The sequence below is a fragment of the Microbacterium sp. ACRRU genome (assembly GCF_022346945.1).
GTDB classification, from domain to species: domain Bacteria; phylum Actinomycetota; class Actinomycetes; order Actinomycetales; family Microbacteriaceae; genus Microbacterium; species Microbacterium mcarthurae.
The window spans coordinates 155,083-172,772 of record NZ_JAKRNI010000003.1 but is presented as its reverse complement, the minus strand read 5'-3'; the positions used below and the strand labels follow the sequence as shown (position 1 = coordinate 172,772).

The 17,690-nt window shown below is 69.7% G+C and carries 16 protein-coding genes and 1 tRNA gene; 10 read left to right on the top strand and 7 right to left on the bottom strand.

All coding sequences use genetic code 11. The annotated features are described in order from the left end of the window. Positions 1-184 precede the first annotated feature (184 nt). From MHY30_RS03645 to MHY30_RS03610, 8 genes are all read left to right on the top strand, one after another. Positions 185-1,471 (top strand): aspartate kinase, encoded by a 1,287-nt coding sequence (locus MHY30_RS03645; protein WP_239275188.1) that lies wholly within the window; start codon positions 185-187, stop codon positions 1,469-1,471. A 67-nt stretch (positions 1,472-1,538) separates the two neighbouring features. Then, on the top strand, positions 1,539-2,126 hold the full coding sequence (locus tag MHY30_RS03640; protein WP_239275152.1) for a DM13 domain-containing protein: 588 nt from the start codon (positions 1,539-1,541) through the stop codon (positions 2,124-2,126). 79 nt (positions 2,127-2,205) lie between these two features. Then, a complete protein-coding gene (locus tag MHY30_RS03635; protein WP_239275150.1) occupies positions 2,206-3,276 on the top strand; it encodes an aspartate-semialdehyde dehydrogenase in 1,071 nt (356 codons plus the stop codon). Between the two features lie 100 nt (positions 3,277-3,376). Then, positions 3,377-4,849, top strand: coding sequence for a malate:quinone oxidoreductase (locus MHY30_RS03630; RefSeq protein WP_239275148.1), 1,473 nt, complete (start codon positions 3,377-3,379; stop codon positions 4,847-4,849). Between the two features lie 7 nt (positions 4,850-4,856). Next, positions 4,857-5,462: a thymidine kinase gene (locus tag MHY30_RS03625; RefSeq protein WP_239275146.1), complete on the top strand. Its 606-nt coding sequence runs from the start codon at positions 4,857-4,859 to the stop codon at positions 5,460-5,462. 56 nt (positions 5,463-5,518) lie between these two features. Beyond that, on the top strand, positions 5,519-6,547 hold the full coding sequence (gene galE / locus MHY30_RS03620; protein WP_239275144.1) for a UDP-glucose 4-epimerase GalE: 1,029 nt from the start codon (positions 5,519-5,521) through the stop codon (positions 6,545-6,547). A gap of 63 nt (positions 6,548-6,610) precedes the next feature. Continuing rightward, the gene (locus MHY30_RS03615; protein ID WP_239275142.1) at positions 6,611-7,342 is read left to right on the top strand and encodes a FadR/GntR family transcriptional regulator; all 732 of its coding nucleotides are present in this window, start codon (positions 6,611-6,613) and stop codon (positions 7,340-7,342) included. Further along, positions 7,339-8,160: a siderophore-interacting protein gene (locus tag MHY30_RS03610; protein WP_239275140.1), complete on the top strand. Its 822-nt coding sequence runs from the start codon at positions 7,339-7,341 to the stop codon at positions 8,158-8,160. The genes MHY30_RS03615 and MHY30_RS03610 overlap by 4 nt, the downstream gene beginning before the upstream one ends. 74 nt (positions 8,161-8,234) lie before the next feature. On the opposite strand, the gene MHY30_RS03605 is transcribed toward MHY30_RS03610, so the two are convergent. The 5 genes from MHY30_RS03605 to MHY30_RS03585 form a co-directional block, all read right to left on the bottom strand. Continuing rightward, positions 8,235-9,008 carry an HAD-IIB family hydrolase gene (locus MHY30_RS03605; protein ID WP_239275138.1) on the bottom strand — a complete coding sequence of 258 codons (774 nt, stop codon included), beginning with the start codon at positions 9,006-9,008 and terminating at the stop codon, positions 8,235-8,237. A gap of 75 nt (positions 9,009-9,083) precedes the next feature. Continuing rightward, positions 9,084-9,157 (bottom strand) — tRNA-Pro (locus MHY30_RS03600). A 129-nt stretch (positions 9,158-9,286) separates the two neighbouring features. Continuing rightward, complete coding sequence (locus MHY30_RS03595; protein WP_239275136.1) at positions 9,287-10,783, bottom strand: hypothetical protein; 1,497 nt, start codon at positions 10,781-10,783, stop codon at positions 9,287-9,289. Positions 10,784-10,897: 114 nt separating this feature from the next. Continuing rightward, a complete protein-coding gene (locus MHY30_RS03590; protein ID WP_239275134.1) occupies positions 10,898-11,821 on the bottom strand; it encodes a metallophosphoesterase in 924 nt (307 codons plus the stop codon). Further along, positions 11,818-14,514, bottom strand: coding sequence for a transglycosylase domain-containing protein (locus tag MHY30_RS03585; RefSeq protein WP_239275132.1), 2,697 nt, complete (start codon positions 14,512-14,514; stop codon positions 11,818-11,820). The genes MHY30_RS03590 and MHY30_RS03585 overlap by 4 nt, the downstream gene beginning before the upstream one ends. A 109-nt stretch (positions 14,515-14,623) precedes the next feature. Between MHY30_RS03585 and MHY30_RS03580 the strand changes: the two genes are divergently transcribed. Together MHY30_RS03580 and MHY30_RS03575 are read left to right on the top strand one after the other, a co-directional pair. Continuing rightward, entirely contained in the window at positions 14,624-14,842 is a 219-nt protein-coding gene (locus tag MHY30_RS03580) for a hypothetical protein (protein WP_026095616.1), read from the top strand. Next, positions 14,839-15,306 (top strand): RidA family protein, encoded by a 468-nt coding sequence (locus MHY30_RS03575; protein WP_239275130.1) that lies wholly within the window; start codon positions 14,839-14,841, stop codon positions 15,304-15,306. Before MHY30_RS03580 ends, MHY30_RS03575 begins: the two co-directional genes overlap by 4 nt. Before the next feature lie 21 nt (positions 15,307-15,327). On the opposite strand, the gene MHY30_RS03570 is transcribed toward MHY30_RS03575, so the two are convergent. Together MHY30_RS03570 and MHY30_RS03565 are read right to left on the bottom strand one after the other, a co-directional pair. Then, positions 15,328-16,716, bottom strand: coding sequence for a cytochrome b/b6 domain-containing protein (locus MHY30_RS03570; RefSeq protein ID WP_239275128.1), 1,389 nt, complete (start codon positions 16,714-16,716; stop codon positions 15,328-15,330). Further along, on the bottom strand, positions 16,713-17,681 hold the full coding sequence (locus MHY30_RS03565) for an electron transfer flavoprotein subunit alpha/FixB family protein (protein ID WP_239275126.1): 969 nt from the start codon (positions 17,679-17,681) through the stop codon (positions 16,713-16,715). The genes MHY30_RS03570 and MHY30_RS03565 overlap by 4 nt, the downstream gene beginning before the upstream one ends. Positions 17,682-17,690: the final 9 nt, after the last annotated feature.

Sequence of the window (17,690 nt, the reverse complement as noted above, 5' to 3'; positions counted from 1 at the left end):
CCAGAGGCAGAGGGTGGAACTCCACGATCCTATCCGCGCCCGCACCTCCGCCCCGGCCGCGCCCCTGCCCCGCGCCCGCATGACGTCAGCGGCATGCGGGCGCCTCTAAGATGAACCCTCGGGCGTGGCATCCGAGCGCCCCTTCGTGGCATCCCGACGCCCGACCCTCCCGGGAGTTCCCCTCATGGCGCTGATCGTCCAGAAGTACGGCGGTTCGTCCGTCGCCGACGCCGAGAGCATCAAGCGCGTCGCCAAGCGCATCGTCGACACCCGGCGCGCCGGCCACGAGGTCGTCGTCGCCGTCAGCGCCATGGGCGACACGACCGACGAGCTCCTCGACCTCGCGGGGCAGGTCGCCCCGATCCCGGCGCCGCGCGAACTCGACATGCTCCTCTCCAGCGGTGAGCGCATCTCGATGGCGCTGCTGGCCATGGCGATCCACTCGATGGGCTTCGAAGCCCGTTCCTTCACCGGCAGCCAGGCGGGCATGATCACGGATGCCACCCACGGCGCCGCGCGGATCGTCGACGTCACCCCGGTACGTCTGCGCGAAGCCCTCGACGAGGGCGCCATCGTCATCGTCGCCGGCTTCCAGGGCTTCAACCGCGACACCCGCGACATCACCACCCTCGGCCGCGGCGGGTCGGACACGACCGCGGTGGCGCTCGCCGCGGCGCTCGAGGCCGACGTGTGCGAGATCTACAGCGACGTCGACGGCATCTTCACCGCCGACCCGCGGGTGGTGCCGCTGGCCCGGAAGCTCGACCGCGTCTCCAGCGAGGAGATGCTCGAGCTCGCCGCCAACGGCGCCAAGGTGCTGTACATCCGCGCGGTCGAGTACGCCCGCCGCCACGGCGTCCTCATCCACGCGCGGTCCACGTTCAGCTCGAGCGAGGGCACGTGGGTGCTCGACGCGTCGAAGAAGTCCCCGCTCGTCCCCGAGGGAGCCACCATGGAAGAGCCCATCGTCGCCGGCGTCGCCACCGACCTCAGCCAGGCCAAGATCACCGTCATCGGTGTGCCCGACGTGCCCGGCAAGGCCGCCGACATCTTCAAGATCGTCGCCAAGTCCGGCGCGAACGTCGACATGATCGTGCAGAACGTCTCGGCCGCCGCGACCGGTCGCACCGACATCTCGTTCACGCTGCCGAAGACGGACGCTGCGACCGCGCTGAAGGCGCTCGCCGGCGAGCAGTCCGAGGTCGGGTTCGAAAGCCTCGTGCACGACGACCAGATCGGCAAGCTCTCGGTCGTCGGCGCCGGCATGCGCACGCACTCCGGCGTGTCGGCGACGCTCTTCGAGGCGCTCAGCATGGCGGGGGTGAACATCGAGATGATCTCGACCTCCGAGATCCGCATCTCGGTGGTCGTCCGCGGTGTCGATCTTGCTGAGGCGGCGCGTGTCGTGCACACCGCGTACGGCCTCGACAACGAGATCGAGGCGACCGTGCACGCCGGCACCGGTCGCTGAACGCCTCCGGACACGTTCAGCCGCGTCGCAGAGAAAGCCCCTAGTCTTCGGCCGAACGGAGGCGGAGATGGCACGGTCGTGGCCGACGAAAAGGTCTCGCTGGTGGTGGGGAATCGGCGCATCGATCGCGGTGGTCGCCTTGGTCGTGCTGGGGCTGATCTTCCAGCCGTGGTTGCTGTTCATCGACGTCCGCGTCGATGACGAGATCCCCGCGTCGGCGCCCACCGTGTCTGCGCCGGCCGCGCCCTCCACGGCCGCCACCGCACCCACGACGGACCCCGTCGACGTCGTCGAACCGCAGACGGGACCCGTCGATCTGCTCACCGGTGCGCTGATCAGCCATGAGCACGAGACCAGCGGGACGGTGCGGGTCATCGAGAATCCCGACGGCTCCCGCCAGCTGGCCCTGATCGGCCTCCAGACGACGAACGGGCCCGACGTGCACGTCTGGCTGAGTGCGGGCCCCGTCGTCGAGGGCCGAGAGGGATGGTTCACGGCCGCGGGCTACGACCACGTCGACCTCGGCCCCATCAAGGGGAACCTCGGCGATCAGCTGTACGACATCCCCGCCGACGTCGATCTGTCGGTCTTCCGCACGGTCGATCTGTGGTGCGTGCAGTTCGGGGTGTCGTTCGGTGCAGCGGCGCTGACCTGAGCCCCGCCGGCCGAGGCGATCGCGCTCCGCGGCAGAACGCTACAATCTGGATTTCACCCACGAATCCCGAGGACTTCGCATGACCCGCATCTCCGATTCCGGAATCTCCCTCGCCGTCGTCGGCGCCACCGGCCAGGTCGGCACCGTCATGCTCGAGATCCTCGCGGAGCGCGCCTTCCCGATTCGCGAGCTGCGCCTGTTCGCCACCGCCCGCTCGGCGGGCACCTCGATCGACTTCAGCGGCCACACGGTCGTCGTCGAGGACGTCGCCACCGCCGACCCGGCCGGCGTGGAGGTTGCGCTGTTCTCCGCCGGCGCCACCGGTTCGCGCGCCCACGCGCCGCGCTTCGCCGAGGCGGGGGCGCTCGTGATCGACAACTCCAGCGCGTGGCGCATGGACCCCGAGGTTCCGCTGGTCGTGAGCGAGGTCAACCCCCACGCCATCGCCGAGGCGAAGAAGGGGATCGTCGCGAACCCCAACTGCACGACCATGGCCGCCATGCCGGTGCTGAAGGTGCTCGACGCCGAAGCGGGTCTCGGACGTCTCATCGTCAGCACCTACCAGGCCGTGTCGGGTTCCGGCCTCGCGGGTGCGCGGGAGCTCCTCGGCCAGGTCGAGGGCGTCCTCGCCCAGGGCGACGTCGAGCGTCTCGTGCGCGACGGCTCGGCGCTCGACTTCCCGCAGCCCGAGAAGTACGTCGCGCCCATCGCGTTCGACGTCATCCCCTTCGCGGGCAACCTCGTCGATGACGGCCTCAACGAGACCGACGAGGAGAAGAAGCTCCGCAACGAGAGCCGCAAGATCCTCGAGCTCCCCGACCTGCGCGTCGCGGGCACGTGCGTGCGCGTCCCCGTCTTCACCGGCCACTCGCTCAGCATCAACGCCGAGTTCGACCGTGACATCACGCCGGAGCGCGCGCGTGAGCTGCTCGCCGATGCGCCCGGCGTCGTCCTCGAAGAGGTGCCGACCCCGCTGCAGGCCGCGGGCACCGATCCCAGCTACGTGGGCCGCATCCGCGCCGACCAGTCCGCGCCCGAAGGCAAGGGCCTGGTGCTGTTCATCAGCAACGACAACCTCCGCAAGGGGGCCGCGCTGAACGCCGTGCAGATCGCCGAGCTCGTGGCGAAGGAGCTTTCCGCACGCGTCTGAGCTCGGCATCCGGATGCCGTTCGAGCGGGCGTTGTCTCGATATCGAACCGACGGATCTCTCGATGTCGAGACACTCTCACCCGGCACCTAGAATCGTCTGGTGACCGAAAACGTCGACGTTCTCCTCATCGGAGGCGGCATCATGTCCGCCACCCTCGGCACGATGCTGAAGGATCTGCAGCCCGATCTGAAGATCGCGGTGCTCGAGAGGTTGAGCGACGTCGCGCAAGAGAGCTCGAACGCCTGGAACAACGCCGGCACCGGGCACGCGGCACTGTGCGAGCTGAACTACATGCCCGACAACCCCAACGGGCCGCTCGATCCGTCCAAGGCCGTCACGATCAACGAGCAGTTCCAGCAGAGCCGCCAGTTCTGGGCCTCGCTGGTCGCGGAGGGCGTGCTCGACGAGCCGTCGACCTTCATCAACCCGACCCCGCACATGACGTTCGTGCGGGGCGAGAAAGACGTCGCCTACCTGCGCCGCCGCTACGAGGTGCTCAAGCAGCAGCCGCTGTTCGCCGGCATCGAGTACAGCGAGGACTCCCGCGTCATCAACCAGTGGGCGCCGCTGCTCATGCAGAAGCGTCGGAAGGGGGAGCCGTTCGCGGCGACCCGGGTTCCCGCGGGAACCGACGTCGACTTCGGCTCGCTGACGCGTCAGCTGTTCGCGGGGCTTCGCGAGAAGGGCGTCGAGGTCGTCACCAACCACGAGGTGAAGAAGCTCAAGAAGCGCAAGGACGGTCGGTGGGACGTGAGCTACCGTCACGTCATCGGTCACACCCCCGGCACGATCACGGCGAAGTTCGTCTTCGTCGGCGCCGGCGGCTGGGCGCTGAAGCTCCTCCAGCGCTCCGGCATCCCCGAGATCAAGGGGTACGGCGTCTTCCCGATCGGCGGCCAGTGGCTCAAGACGTCGAACCCGGCGATCGTCGCGCAGCACCGGGCCAAGGTGTACTCGCAGGCGTCGGTCGGAGCGCCCCCGATGTCGGTGCCGCACCTCGACACCCGTGTCGTGGACGGCGAGACGTCGCTGCTGTTCGGTCCGTTCGCGACGTTCAGCCCGAAGTTCCTCAAGAACGGCTCGATGCTCGACATCGTCACGCAGGTGCGCCCCCACAACATCTTCCCGATGCTCAAGGTCGCCATCGACAACCCCAGCCTGCTGAAGTACCTCATCAGCGAACTCCTCAAGAGTCACGCGAAGAAGGTCGACAGCCTGCGGGAGTTCATGCCGACGGCCAAGGCCGAGGACTGGGAGCTGCTCGACGCCGGTCAGCGCGCGCAGGTGATGAAGCGCGACAAGGACAAGGGCGGTGTGCTGCAGTTCGGCACAGAGGTCGTCACGTCGGGCGACCGCTCCATCGCGGGTCTCCTCGGGGCGTCGCCGGGGGCCTCGACCGCCGTCTCGATCATGCTGGGCCTGATCAAGACCTGTTTCCCCGAGCGGATGCCCGAGTGGGAGCCGCGCCTGCGTCAGCTCATCCCCAGCTATGGCGAGACGCTCAACACGCGTCCCGAAGCGGCGCGCGCCGAACTGGATGCCACGGCCCAGGCGCTCGCGATCAACGCCTGAGGCACCCGTGGCCAAGCTGTACTTCCGCTACGGAGCGATGAACTCCGGCAAGTCCACGGCCCTGCTGCAAGCGGCGTACAACTACGAGGAACGCGGCCAGCGGGTGCTTCTCGCCAAACCCGAGATCGACACCAAGGGCGCTGACCAGATCGACAGCCGACTGGGGGTCACCCGGGCGGTGGACTTCCTCGTCGGCCCGGCCGATGACCTGCGCGCCGTCTTCCACGAGGCCGCGGGTAAGGCGCCCGTGGCGTGTCTCCTGGTCGACGAGGCGCAATTCCTGACCGCCGAGCAGGTCGACGACCTCCTGCGCATCGCCGTGCTCGACGGCATCCCCGTCCTCGCCTACGGCATCCGCACGGATTTCCGTACCGACGCGTTCCCCGGTTCGGCGCGGCTCCTCGAGATCGCGCACAGCCTGGAAGAACTCAAGACCATCTGCCGGTGCGGCCGCAAAGCCGTGTTCAACGCGCGTCTGGTGGGCGGCCGGTTCGTGTTCGACGGCGACCAGGTCGCGATCGACGAGGGGCAGATCGCCGGCGAGGTGACGTACGAGTCGATGTGCGCGGCGTGCTACCTGCGCGAGTCCGGCGGTCGTCTCGACGGGCGCTGAGGCCGCGCCGACCGACCTCGTCGGGCGAGGCCGTCGTCGGCCGATAGCCTGGAGACATGCGCGTACTCCTGGCCGGTGGTGCCGGCTACATCGGAACACACACGGCCGTCGCTCTTCTGGATGCCGGTCACGACGTCGTCCTCCTCGATGACCTCTCGGGCACGCACGCCGTCGCCGCAGAACGCGTCGAGCGCATCACCGGAAAGTCGGCGCCCCTCGTCGTCGGCGACGCGGCCGACGAGGCCGTGGTCGCGTCCGTGTTCGACGAGCACGGCCCCATCGACGCGATCATTCACCTGGCCGCGTTCAAGGCCGTGGGCGAGTCCACGCAGAAGCCGTTGGAGTACTACTCCAACAACCTCGACACGACGTTCACGCTTCTGCGTGTCGGTATCGCCCGCGGCATCCGATCGTTCGTGTTCTCCAGCACGGGAACGGTGTACTCCGACCCGGCGGACCTCCCCTTCACGGAGGAGTCCACGACGAGCGTCGACCTGTCGAACGCCTACAGCAAGTCCAAGCGCATGAACGAGGTCGTCCTCGCGGACGTCGCCCGCGTGAACCCCGAGCTGAACGTCACGGTGCTGCGCTACTTCAATCCCGTCGGGGCGCACCCGTCCGGGCTCATCGGCGAAGACCCGGCCGGCATCCCGAACAACCTGATGCCGTTCGTGTCACGCGTCGCGATCGGAACGCTCGATGAGATCGGCGTGTTCGGTGACGACTACGACACCCCCGACGGCACGGGGCTGCGCGACTACATCCACGTCGTCGACCTCGCCGAGGGGCACGTCGTGGCGCTCGAGCAGGCACGGCCCGGACACCAGGTGTTCAACCTCGGCACGGGCCGACCCGTCAGCGTTCTCGAGCTCGTGGCCTCGTTCGAGAAGGCAGTCGGTCACGAACTGTCCAAGAAGATCCTCGCCCGCCGTCCCGGCGACGTCGCCGCGACGTACTGCGACCCGACGAAGGCCGCCGACGTGCTCGGGTGGCGGACGCGTCTGACGATCGATGACGCGTGCCGTGACTACTGGAACTGGCAGTCCAAGAACCCGGCCGGTTACGCAACCCCCGCCGAGGACTGACGGACCGCGCGTAGTGTCGTGTGGTCAGGCCACATGGTCTGCCGCATCGACCGAGGGGATGCCATGTCGGATTCCGCACTGCGCGCGTGGCAGGTGGTTCTCGAACGTATCGAGACCGACCTGCGTGAGGGGCGGCTCTCGCCGGGCGAGCGTCTGACGCCCGAGCGTGAACTCGCCGCCCAGCTGGGTGTGGGGCGTTCGAGCGTCCGCGAGGCGATCCGCGTGCTGGAGGTACTGGGGGTCGTGCGCACGGCGACCGGATCCGGTCCGTCCTCGGGAGCGATGATCGTCACGACGCCGCGCGGGGGGCTCGCCGCCTTCCTGCGACTCCAGGTGGCGGCGAGCGGCTTTCCGCTGGGTGATGTGGTCCGCACTCGCACCGTGCTCGAGTGCGATGTCGCCGAGACGCTCGCCGACGCGGATGCCGACCTCACCGAGATCCGCGGCATCCTGGATGCCATGGATGCCGCCGCGCTCGATCGCGACGAGTTCCTCGCTCTGGATGCGCGCTTCCACCAGGCTCTGGCGGAGGCGTCGGGCAACGCCGTGATCTCGGCGATGATGGCGGGCCTTCGCAGTTCGATCGAGTCGTACACGCGGGCCGGTGCGGCGATGCTCGAGGACTGGGACGAGACCTCTCGCCGGCTGCGGGCCGAGCATCGGGGCATCGTGCAGGCGGTCGCCGACGGTGACGCCGCGGCCGCACGCGACCGCGTCCACGCGCACATCGCGGGCTACTCCGCGCAGGTGGCCGATGCGTTGCGTCGCCGAGGAGCGGGGGTGGATGCCGCGTGAGCGACCGTCCCGTGCGCCCGCCGCGCCCGCAGCACGTGCTCGAGGTGGTCTCGGCGGAGCGCCTCACGCCCCACCTCGTGCGCCTGCGGGCGCGCGGTGTCGATCTGGCGGTGTTCCGCGACAGCCCGCACACCGACCGGTACGTGAAGATCACCTTCGCCAAGCCCGAGCTGGGCCTGGAACCGCCCTACGACCTGGCGGCGCTGCGAGAGACCCTCGCCCCGGAGGATCTGCCCGTCACCCGCACGTACACCGTGCGGGAGGTCCGGGGCGACGAGCTGACGATCGATTTCGTCGTCCACGGCGACGAGGGACTCACGGGACCGTGGGCGGCGCGCGCGCAGCCGGGGGAGCGGCTGGTGGTGTCGCCGCCCGGTGGAGGGTACGCCCCCGACCCCACGGCATCCTGGCACCTGCTGGTCGGCGACGAGTCGGCGCTGCCGGCGATCTCGGCGGCGCTCGAGGCCCTCGCCCCCGACGCGCGCGGGACGGTGTTCGTCGAGGTATCCGGCACCGACGATGAGATCGCGCTGGTGTCTCCACCCGGTCTCGAGATCGTGTGGCTGCACCGGGGAGGGGCGGCGGCGGGAACGTCCCGTGTTCTCGTGGAGGCCGTCACGGCGTGGACGGTGCCCTCGGGGCGAGTGCACGTCTTCGCTCACGGAGAGCGCGAGGCGATGAAGGCTCTGCGCGAGGTCTTCTTCACGGCGTGGGGTCTGGAACGCGCCCAGGTGTCGCTGTCGGGCTACTGGGCGTACGGCCGCACCGAGGACCGATTCCAGGCCGAGAAGCGCGAACCGATCGGGAAGATCCTCTAGTCGCGGCTCGTGCGCCCCGGCATCGGTCGCGTCGCGGTCGGCGGGATCCGATCGTGTCGGTCGCGTGCGGCGGGTCAGTCGCGTGCGGGCAGAGTGGGGATGAGGGCCTCGAGGTAGTCCGCGGTGTCTTCCCACCCGTGGACGGCGTGACACTCGACACCCATGGCCAGCACGGGGTAGTCGTTGCCGTCGGGGTCGAGCCGGTCGCCGATGAACAGCATGTCGTCGAGCGAGATGCCGGTGGCGTCGGCGAGCTGACGCATGCCGTACGCCTTGTCGATGCCGCGGTGGGTGATGTCGACCGAGGTGGATCCGCCCGAGCGCACCTCGAGGTCGGGAATACGGGCGGCGACCGCCTCGCGCAGCGTGTTCTTCTTCTCGCCCGTGGGATCCCAGGCCATCTTGGCCTCGAGGGGAGCGCTCTGGCCGAGCGCGGAGAAGGTGATCTGAGAACCGCGATCCTCGAGGATCTCGCCCCACGGCTCGGCCTCCCACAGCCCGAGACGCTCCGCCTCCTCGCGAACGGCGGTGAGGGCGCGCGACTTCTCGTCGTCGGTCAGCGAGTGAGCGTAGACGGTCGTGATGCCGTCTTCGCTGAGGCGGTAGTACTGCGTTCCACACGTCGGCATCAGGTGGAGGTGTGACACGAGTGCGGCGTCCGCCTGAGGCAGGCGCTCGACCACCTGCGTCTTGAACTGCTGGAGCTGGCCACCCGAGATGATCGCGACCTCGACACGCTCGGCCAGAGCGAGCAGCAGGTCGCCCATGCGCGGGTCGATCGCGGTCTTCGATGGAGCGAGGGTGTCGTCGAGGTCGAAGGCGACGAGGCGGGGCGAGGTATCGGACACGGTGCTCCTGAGGGCGGGTGAAGTCGGTATCTCGGTACACGAGAGGCCCCACCCGAAGGTGGAGCCTCTCTGCGGTCGGGGTGACAGGATTTGAACCTGCGGCCTCGTCGTCCCGAACGACGCGCGCTACCAAGCTGCGCCACACCCCGTGGCCAACCCTGCAAGTCTACCCCGTCTGCGACCGTGGTCCGAACCGGGCCGTCGGGCGGGCGCGTCGCGATGGGCGCCACGACCCGACGGCGCCGCTCGGTCGTCAGCGGTAGTCGAACCTGTGCTGTTCAGACGCGCCTGGTGACGCGGCGGCGAGCGATGACGAGCGCAATGAGCCCGACCGCGATCGCCGACGCCGCAAGGCCCCCGGCCGTGCCGACGTCGGGGGTCGTCAGACCCGTCGCTGCGAGAGCCGCGGTCGGAGGCGCCGCCGGCGGCGCTACCGGTGCGGGAGTCGAGACGGGCGTCGGCGTCGGCGCGGGGGCGGGAGGGGCGAGCTGCTCGGTCTGGCTGGGCGTGGCGAACCGCTCCACCCACACGTAGCGGGTTGGCAAGTGAGCAAGGGTGGCAACCTCCTGATCGGCGCGTTCGATACGCCAGACCGCGCTGTAGACGCCGGGTCCCGGCAGCGGCCCCGTCGATGCCGTGTAGGTACCCGGCCCGATGTCGGGGGAGGTGGTCAGCTCGAGCTGGGCGACGGGTGTGAGCCCGGCCGGGATCTCGGCAGACTCGGCCGGAAATGCCCCCGTACGGTAGACGTCCGCGCGGGCCCGGAGCCGGACGAAGCTGCCGTCCGCGTGACGGGGCCATACCCCCTCGCCCGAGGTGAACTCCACGTCGTCGACGAAGCGCCCCTCCTGGATGCGGGCGAACGTCTGAATCCGGGGCGAGAACCGCACCGGTCGCGCCGTGGCGTCTTCGGCCGCCAGAGTGAACCGCTGCGGCTCAGCGGGGCCGGCGGACTCCTGCTGGCCCGGTGTCGTGAACAGGCGCACGGCTGCCGACCGCACGGAGAAGGTGCCGCGGACCCGCACGGTGTATGGCCGCCCGTCGGTGTCGACGGGCGGTGGCGCGAGGATCGGATACGCCACCCCGGCGAGGACATCGCTGCGTTCGGACAACCCGGTATCGGCGAACACTGCACCTTCGAGGCGAAGGGCGCCCCGTGCGTCGGGGTCGACGTCGGCGACGACGGTCCCCTGGGTGGGATCGTCGGGGTGCACCGTCAGCGTCAGCGTCCCGCCGACGCGAGGAACTCGGACGGCCGCGGCCTCCGCCAGATACTGCTCCGCGCGCTCTTGAATGGCGAGGCTGTTCTCAGGGCTCGCTCGCCGCATGATGTAGTCGATCGCCTCGCGGAACGAATCCCCCTGGTATCCCCACGAGTGCAACGTCGTGTCGCGGTCGGCGATCGCCTTGACCGCCCACCCGACGCTCGCCGCTTGAACCGGGTCGTCGGTCTGGCCGTAGGTCGTGACGAGGTGGTTGATCGAGACCAACTGCTGGGGGCTCATTCCGTCGGCATCCGTGCGGACACCCTGGTCGGTCGTGGGACCGGTGGCCAAGGGAAGGCCCGGGTGGATGCAGTACGTGTGGATGTCGCCGACGCGCATGGAGCCGTGCCACCCGGTGGAAGACAGCGGGGCCCACGTGCCGAATCCGGTTCCCCGGTCTGCGGCGTGCGCGGGAGCCGCCACGAGAGCCGGAGAGGTCAGGACGGCGGCGCTGAGGAGGAGTGCGATCGCCGAGGGGAGTCGGCGGCGGCGGGGAGGTGGTCGGTGCATCGAGTTTCCCTTCGGTCGAGGAGACTCGATCATGCGATGTCGGCGTGGGCACGGAACGACCGAAAGGGCCGATCCGTGAACGGATCGACCCTTTCGCCAGAGGGGGAGGAGCGGTCAGCGCGGCAGCAGCGTCAGCAGTGTCGCCTCGGGACGGCACGCGAAGCGCACGGGCGCGTAGATCGAGTGGCCGAGACCGGCACTGACGTTGAGCGGAACCGTCCGTCCGCCGTGCGACCACTCGCTCAACCCGCGGGCCTGATCGAGCGGCAGATCGCAGTTGGAGACGAGCGCTTCGCGGCGGAACGGCACGCGGACCTGACCGCCGTGCGTGTGACCGGCGAGGAGGATATCGGCGCCGAGAACGACGAAGCGATCCAGCGTTCGCCGATAAGGCGCGTGCATCACGCCGAGCGTGAGGTCGGCGGCATCCAGGGTCGACAGCACCGGGGGAATGAGCTCGGGCTTGTCCCAATTGCGATGCGCGTCGTTCACCCCGAACGCGGTCAGACGCACACCCTTCACGTCGACGGACACCGCGGTGTCGTCGAGGATGTGCCAGCCGAGATCGTCGGTGAAGAAGCGATCGAGCGCGTCGACATCGAGGTGTTTGTGCTCGGGAACGTTCTCGGACGGTCCGAGGAAGTAGCGCAGCGGGTTGCGCGGCGACGGTTCCTGAAAATCGTTCGAGCCGTGAACGACGAGACCCGGTACGCCGCGCAGCGGCGCGAAGGCCGTCCGGATGCCGGTCAGCCCGTCGCGGTGGCCCAGGTTGTCGCCCGTATTGACGACGAGATCGGGCGACAGCTCGGCGAGCCGCGCCATCCACTCCTGCTTCCGGTGCTGCCACGGCGCCATGTGAGCGTCAGAGACATGGAGGACACGCATCGCGTCCACGCCCGGCGGGAGTACGCGAAGCGCGTGATAACGCACGGTGAAGAGGTAGCGCTCGACGCCCATACCCCATACAGCAGCGCCGACAGCGGCCGCCCCCGCAACCCCGAGGGGTGCGAGGGCGGCCTTCACGAGCGGACCCGTCACGGGCAATCCTTCGCCACGATGTCGAGTCGGATGCCGGTGTTCTTGTTGGCGGACGAGTTCGCGGCCGGATCGGTCGACCTCACCTGACCCTCGTCGGGGGCAGATCCGTTCTCTTCGCAGTCACCGATCGAGACATTGCCGAAGCCCGCGGACTGCAGCGCCGCTCGTGCGGCGTTGACGTTCTGACCGCTGACGTCCGGCACCGTCCCGCCCTGGCCGTTGCCGGGGCGGATCGTGATCACGGAACCGGCGGCCGCCGACCCGCTCGGGCTCTGCTCCGCCACGCGGTCGCCCCCGAACTCGGCGTCCACCGGGTCGCCGACGTTCACGCGGAAGCCCGCGCGTTCGAGCGTGCTCCGCGCTTCGTCGATGCCGCGTCCGACGACGTTCGGCACGTCGCGCTGGATGGTGCGCAAGAGGTTCTGCGCCGGGTCGGGGAACCGGTCGCCACCGTAGAACTCGTTGGCGGCGCTCTGAACGTCGCGAGCGAGCGTGTAACGCATGTCGCTGAGCCGCAGCCCGTTGGAGTACCGGTTGAACAGGTCGACGTCGCCCGTCCAGTTACCGACCCACACCGCGGTGGTGGCGTTCGTGGACGACTCGATCATCCAGGTCTGGAAGCCTTCGTGTGTACCGGTCTTTCCGATCACGGGGACGCCGTCGCGCGGGTTGGCCGACGAACCCGTGCCGCCACCGGCCATGACGCCCTGCAGGGCGTACGCTGTCGTCGCCGCGACCTCGGGGGTCAGCACCGGCTCGCACTTCCGCTCCGGAATGGGCCGCTCGGCGCCATCGGCATCCGTCACCTTGTCGATGACTTTCGGCTGGCAGTGGTTGCCGCCGTTGGCCACTGTGGCGTACGCACCGGCCATGGCGATCGGCGACACGTTGTCGCTTCCGATCACCTCGTTGGCGTTGGCCATGAGGATCTCATTGCCGTCGCCCGTGGTGACGCCCAGCTTCTTCACCGTCTTCGCGATGTCGCACAGGTCGAGCTGAGCGGCCATGGCGAGGTAGCCGGTGTTGAGGGAGTCGCGCGTGAACATCATCGGGGTTCCGACGTAGCCCGAGTTGTTCGCGAAGTTGTTGATGCGCACGTTGCCCTGGTTGACCCACCGGCCCTGGCAGGAGTTCTCCATGTTGGGCACCGGCTGCAGGCGACCGTTCAGCTGCTCGTTGAGCGATTTGCCCTGCTCCAGCCAGTCGACCAGGGTGAACAGCTTGAAGGTCGATCCGGCGTTGAAGCCGATCGAGCCGCCGTTGGTGGAGTCTCCCGCGAAGATGATCGAGTTGTACGACGGGTCGGACTGGGCGAGGTCGGGGTCCTGCGTGAACTTCGTGTTCTGCGCGATGGCGAGTAGGCGCCCGGTCTTGGCCTCCAGGCTCACGGCCGTGGCGCCGAACTTCATGCCGTCGAGGCTCTGCGGCGTGTTCTCGTTGATCGAGTTCTGCGCGGCATCCTGCATGCGCCAGTCGAGCGTCGTCTGGATCGTGAGCCCGTCCTGGCGGAGGGCGCGCACGCGGTCGTCGACCTCGGCGCCGAAGGCGGGGTCGTTCAGGATCGTCGAGACGACGTACTGGCAGAAGTACGGAGCGCGCGAGCTGCCGCAGCCCTGATCGGTCGGGGTGATCTGCGGCGAGATCGGCTCGGTCGCGTACTGCACGTACTGTTCGTGCGTGATCTTGCCGTCAGCCTCCATGCGGCTGAGCACGTAGAGCTGGCGGCCCTTGGTCTCGCTGTAGCCGTCGGCGGCGGCGACGAGCTGCTCCTGGGTGATCTCGCCGTTGTCGAGAAGGGTGTACAGAGCCTGGATCGTGCCCGGGTCGACGTCGTCGATCGAGCCGTCCGGCTGCTTGTTGTAGGCCGTGCCGTCGTTGTCGAAGATCGAACCTTCGGCGCGGTCGATGCGGAAGCGGTTGGGGTTCTGCACCATGCCGGCGAGGACGGCCGACTGCCCGATGTTCAGCTCCGACGCGGGGACGTTGAAGTAGTACTTGGCGGCGGCGTCGATGCCGTACGTCACACCGCCGAAGTTGGCGATGTTCAGGTATCCCAGAAGGATCTGGTCCTTGGTGTACTGCTTCTCGAGCTGCACGGCGTAGCGCATCTCCTGCAGCTTGCGCTGATACCCCTCCACGCCCTCGGCCTGGATCGCCTCGAGAGCGCACGCCTGCAGCGCCTCGTCGCGCGTCATCGCCGGGGTGTCGTCGGTGGCCTCGACCGCGCGCGCGTCGCGCTCGCAACGCTGGACGAGCACGTTCTTGACGTACTGCTGGCTGATCGACGACCCACCCTGCGTCTCGCCGCCCGCGGCGTTGCTGAGGAGGGCGCGCGTGGTTCCGATGAGGTCGACACCGCCGTGCTGGTAGTAGCGCGGGTCTTCCGACGAGAGGATCGCGTCGTACATGACGGGGTTGATCTGGTCGAACGTCACCGGCGAACGGTTCTGGTCGTAGAACTTCGCGAGGACCTCGTCGCCGGCCATGAACGTCGTCGGCAGCATCAGCTGGTCGGGCTGCAGGTAGCTCGGCATGTTGTCGAAGATCGTGATCGCGCTCGACGCCGCGAGGCCCGAAACGGCGATCGCCGGGGTCACTGCCGCGGTCACGAGGACGCCGGCGGCCGCGCTCAGGCCGACGAGGCCGACGATGCCGCCGAGGGCACCACTGGCCGTACGTTTGTTCTCAGGCATAGGCTTGATGCTAAGCGACGTTGCTGGGCGATGCCTCGAAGGCGTGCCCTCGCGCGCGTACGCGCCCATCCTCTCGCTCGCTGATCGAGCCGACCCGCCGGGAGTCCGTATGACCACGTGGGAGTACCTCACCACGCCGCTGCTGATCCACAACACCGCCGCGATCCTCAACAACTGGGGCAAGCAGGGGTGGGAGCTCGTCCAGGTCGTGACCGGCCCCGAGGGGGGACTCGTGGCGTACTTCAAGCGCCCCGTCGGCGGGGGTGAGGCCAACGCCGGCCTGGGCGCCGCCGCGACCGCCGCTCGCCAGTTCGAGGGTCAGCAGTGAGCGTCTCGGAGCGCCTCGCCGCGCTCGGCGTCGAGCTCCCCGGTGTCGTCCCGCCCGTGGCGGCCTACATCCCCGCGAAGCGGCACGGCGACCTCGTCTACACCTCCGGTCAGCTCCCGATGGTGCAGGGCGCGCTCCCCGCGACCGGCAAGGTCGGCGAGGCCGACGCGCTGGTGTCCCCGGCGGATGCCAAGACCCTCGCGCGTCAGTGCGCGCTCAATGCCCTCGCGGCCGCCGCGTCGCTCGTGGGCGGTGTCGACAACGTCACCGGCGTGCTGAAGATCACCGGGTTCGTGGCATCCGTGCCCGAGTTCACCGGCCAGCCCGGCGTGATCAACGGCGCGAGCGAGTTCCTCGGCGAGGTGTTCGGCGAAGCGGGTGCCCACGCGCGTTCCGCCGTCGGCGTGCCGGTGCTGCCGCTCGACAGCCCCGTCGAGGTCGAGGTCGTCTTCACCGTCTCCTGAGCTCGCGTCCGTCGCTGCGCGTCACCGCGACGCGACGCTGCCGAAGACGCGCGCGACGGAGGCGAGCACGGAGGGCCGAGCGGCGATCCACGCCGCGGCGATCACCGCGAGGGATGCCGCGAACACGATGACCCCGAGCCATCCGTCGCCGTCCTGCGCGGCGTACATGTGGTTGAGGTTCCTGCGCGCCCCCGTGGCGAGCACGAGCCCGACGTGCACGACGGTGAAGGCGACGAAGAACAGCATCACCGGGTAGTGCACCGCGCGGGCCCACGCGATCGGGTAGGCGCGGTTGAGGCGCTCGGCGTCCCTCGGCCACACACCCGACATCCGCACCCCCGACACGATCGCGAGCGGGGCCGCGACGAACACGATGGTGAAGTACGCCATCTGCTGCAGCGCGTTGTACGCCACCCACCCGTTCTCGGTCGGCCACTGGAGCGACGCGTACTGCAGGACGGCGCTGACGGCGTTCGGGAAGACCTCCCACGATGTCGGCACGATCCGCATCCACTGCCCGGTGGCGAACAGGAGGACGACGAACAGGATGCCGTTGGCGATCCACAGCACGTCGAGGGCCTGATGGAACCACAGCGTCAGGCTGATCTTGCGCTTGGCGTTGCGACGGGGTGACCAGAAGGCCGACGGGCGCTTCTCGTGCCGCACCTGCAGACCCGACCGCACGATGAGCACGAGGAAGAACGCGTTCAAAAAGTGCTGCCAGCCGAGCCACGCCGGAAGCCCCACGGGGGCGGTCTCGGGCAGCGGGTAGTCGCCCGGGTAGGCGATGAGGAAGGCGGCGACGGCGGGGGTGCTGACGATCCACCGGGTGAAGAGCACCACCATCACGGCCGCGACGGCGAGGGCCGCACCGCCCGCGAGAGCCTGAGCGACGCGTCGCGAGGGCGCGGGCGCCGGGGTTCGCTCGCGTCCGAGCCGTTCGGCGCGCAGGTCGCTCCACTGCTCCGACGACGCCGTGGGGACGACGGTGCGCGGCATGCGGAGCGGAGGTCGGTCGGCGGCCGCGGTCGCAACGGCCGGAACCTCGGATGCCGCGGGATCGGCGAGAGCCGTTGCGCCGGTCGTTTCGTCGCCGACGTGGACGGAGGATGCAACGGCATCCTCGACCGGCCGTCGCGCCGCCGCCGGGGGCCACGGATCGCCCCCCGGGGTGCGGGGGAGTCCGCGGCGCAGCGGGAGTCCCTCGGTGGCGGCGGGAAGGACGGCGTCGGTCGTGCGCGTGCTCGTCGCAGAGGGCATCGGTGCCGCGGCCGGGGCGGCGGGCGCGTCGGAGGACCCCACGGCATCGACCGGAGCGGTGGTCGCCGCCGTGGCCGCGCCGGTTCCCGGCGGCCACGGCTCGCCGCCGGGAACACGGGGGAGCCCGCGGCGCCGCACGGTGGCGTTCATGACCGCTTCGCCTCGAGCGCGGCGATCGCCTGCGGCACCACGGTGAAGACGTCACCGACGATGCCGAGGTCGGCGATGGCGAAGATCGGCGCCTCGGGATCCTTGTTGACGGCCACGATCGTCTGCGCGGTCTGCATCCCCGCGCGGTGCTGGATCGCACCGCTGATGCCGAGCGCGACGTACAGCCGGGGGGATACCGACACCCCCGTCTGCCCGACCTGGGCCGCCGCCGCGACGTAGCCGGCATCCACCGCCGCCCGGGACGCGCCGACGGCGGCACCGAGCGCGTCGGCGAGCTGCTCGACGAGGGCGAACCCCTCGGCCGAGCCCAGGCCGCGGCCGCCCGATACGACGGCGGAGGCCCCGCGCAGCTCGGGGCGGGCCGACGTCGCGACGACGGGTTCGACGCGCTCGATGATCGCGGCGGGCGCGTCCGAGGCCGCGACGTCGAGCGTCTCGACCGGGACGTCGGCGACCCGATCGGCGCGCGCGTCGATCGCTCCGAGACGGACGGTCACGACGAGCGGCCCGAACGTCGAGGCCGAGGTCACGTCATACCCCCCGCCGTACACCGAGTGCCGCGCCAGGACGCCCTGGTCGTCGCGCTCCACGCCGACGGCATCCACCGCCAGCGGAAGGTGACGTCGTGCCGCGAAACGTGCCGCGGCATCGCGACCATCGACGGAGTTCGGGACGAGCACGGCCGCGGGAGAGACGCGGTCGAACGCCGCGTCGAGGGCGTCGACGACGGGGACGGTCAGCGCCGTGGCGTCGCCGCGCGCGACGAGCACGCGCTCGGCGCCCGCGCCCATGGCCTCGTCGGCGAGCGTGGCGACCTCGCCGTCGCCGACGACGAGCGCGACCGCCGTGCCGAGCTCCCGCGCGGCGGCGAGCAGACCCGCCGCGGAGCGTGTCAGGGTGCGCGCGGGGGTGGTCTCCAGCAGGACCAGGATCGTGTCGGTCACAGTCGTCCC

Bases quoted from the DNA above. Each gene is read 5' to 3' on its own strand.
- galE (WP_239275144.1), top strand. From the start codon at position 5,519: ATGCGCGTACTCCTGGCCGGTGGTGCCGGCTACATCGGAACACACACG.
- MHY30_RS03595 (WP_239275136.1), bottom strand. From the start codon at position 10,783: ATGCACCGACCACCTCCCCGCCGCCGCCGACTCCCCTCGGCGATCGCA.
- MHY30_RS03615 (WP_239275142.1), top strand. From the start codon at position 6,611: ATGTCGGATTCCGCACTGCGCGCGTGGCAGGTGGTTCTCGAACGTATC.
- MHY30_RS03585 (WP_239275132.1), bottom strand. From the start codon at position 14,514: ATGCCTGAGAACAAACGTACGGCCAGTGGTGCCCTCGGCGGCATCGTC.
- MHY30_RS03580 (WP_026095616.1), top strand. From the start codon at position 14,624: ATGACCACGTGGGAGTACCTCACCACGCCGCTGCTGATCCACAACACC.
- MHY30_RS03570 (WP_239275128.1), bottom strand. From the start codon at position 16,716: ATGAACGCCACCGTGCGGCGCCGCGGGCTCCCCCGTGTTCCCGGCGGC.
- MHY30_RS03645 (WP_239275188.1), top strand. From the start codon at position 185: ATGGCGCTGATCGTCCAGAAGTACGGCGGTTCGTCCGTCGCCGACGCC.
- MHY30_RS03635 (WP_239275150.1), top strand. From the start codon at position 2,206: ATGACCCGCATCTCCGATTCCGGAATCTCCCTCGCCGTCGTCGGCGCC.
- MHY30_RS03640 (WP_239275152.1), top strand. From the start codon at position 1,539: ATGGCACGGTCGTGGCCGACGAAAAGGTCTCGCTGGTGGTGGGGAATC.